At 60.4% G+C, this 1,229-nt stretch carries 1 protein-coding gene; it reads right to left on the bottom strand.

Features of this window, described 5'->3' with window-relative positions:
- Positions 1 to 75: 75 nt before the first annotated feature.
- Entirely contained in the window at positions 76 to 1,113 is a 1,038-nt protein-coding gene (locus tag AC1DMG_RS22225) for an IS481 family transposase (protein ID WP_441637739.1), read from the bottom strand.
- Between the last annotated feature and the right edge of the window lie 116 nt (positions 1,114 to 1,229).

Here is a 1,229-nt window from a genome sequence, read left to right as displayed (position 1 = left end):
CTCACATCGCCTTAAGGTGTATTAGCTGGGACTCGATCTGACAGATAGTCGGGCTGTTGAATCGAGAAGCGCGACTCAATGCGGGATCAGTTTCTCCTTGGCGAGTTCCAGCGAGTCGAGGAAGGTGCGCATGGGCGTTTTGCCGTAACACCATCGCCCCTGATGTTCTCGCTGGTTGTTGTACTGGTCAAGCCAGGCATCGAGATCGAGCTGCAATGTGCCGATCGAGTCGTAGACCTTCTTGCGAAAGGCGATGCGATAGAACTCGTTGAGCATGGTTTTGTGCAGCCGTTCGACGATGCCGTTGGTCTGGGGCGACCTGGCCCGCGTCCGGGTATGGTCGATGTTTTCCACGGCCAGATAGAGCTCGTATTCGTGATGCTCAGGGTTGCCGCAGTACTCGGTGCCGCGGTCGGTCAGCACGCGCGACAGCGGGATGCCATAGCTGTCAAAGAACGGCACAACGCGGTCGTTGAGCAGGTCGGCGGCTGGCAACGGGGTCTTGCGATCGTAGAGCTTGGCAAAGGCCACCTTAGAGTAGGTGTCGACGAAGGTCTGCTGGTAGACGCGGCCCACGCCCTTGAGGGTGCCGACATAGAAGGTGTCCTGGGCGCCGCAATAGCCGGGGCACTCGGATTCGAATTCCCCGTGGGTTTCCTTTTCCAGCTTGGCGCGCTCCAGCGCGGCCAGTTGCGACTCGGTCAGGACCAGCCCTTCCTGCGCGGATTTGGCTTCCAGCGCCTTCAGGCGCTTGTTCATGGTCTCCAGGTCGTGACGCAGCCAGATGCTGCGCACGCCCTGCGGCGACACGTGCAGGGCATGGCGTTTGAGGACCTCGTTGGCAATGCGGATCTGGCCATAGGCGGGCAATTCGAGCGCCAGGGCTACCACGGCGGTTTCGACCTCGGGATCGACGCGATTCTTGAGCAGTGGCCGGCGTCGCGAAATCTCCTGCAACGCGGCTTCGCCGCCTCGCTCGTACAACTCCTTGAAGCGGTAGAAGCTATCGCGCGAATAGCCCATGACGCGGCAGGCCTGGCTCACGTTGCCCAGTTGCCGGGCCAGTTCCAGTATGCCGACCTTGGCACGGATGACTTTCTGTTCCTGAGTCATGGCGGACTCCTTGTGGATTCCGCCGCACACTGGCACTCTGGGCTACGCCCTTCGCACCGATGTGCGGCGGCATGGATAACCAACCACTGTCAGATTTAGTCTAGGCTATTACACCT

It is taken from the genome of Dyella sp. 01N36, from assembly GCF_056399745.1.
Note: the sequence above shows the minus strand (reverse complement) of the source record. Positions and strands in the feature narration are given on the sequence as shown.

Excerpts from the sequence above, each read along its gene's own strand:
- AC1DMG_RS22225 (WP_441637739.1), bottom strand. The coding sequence starts at position 1,113 with ATGACTCAGGAACAGAAAGTCATCCGTGCCAAGGTCGGCATACTGGAA.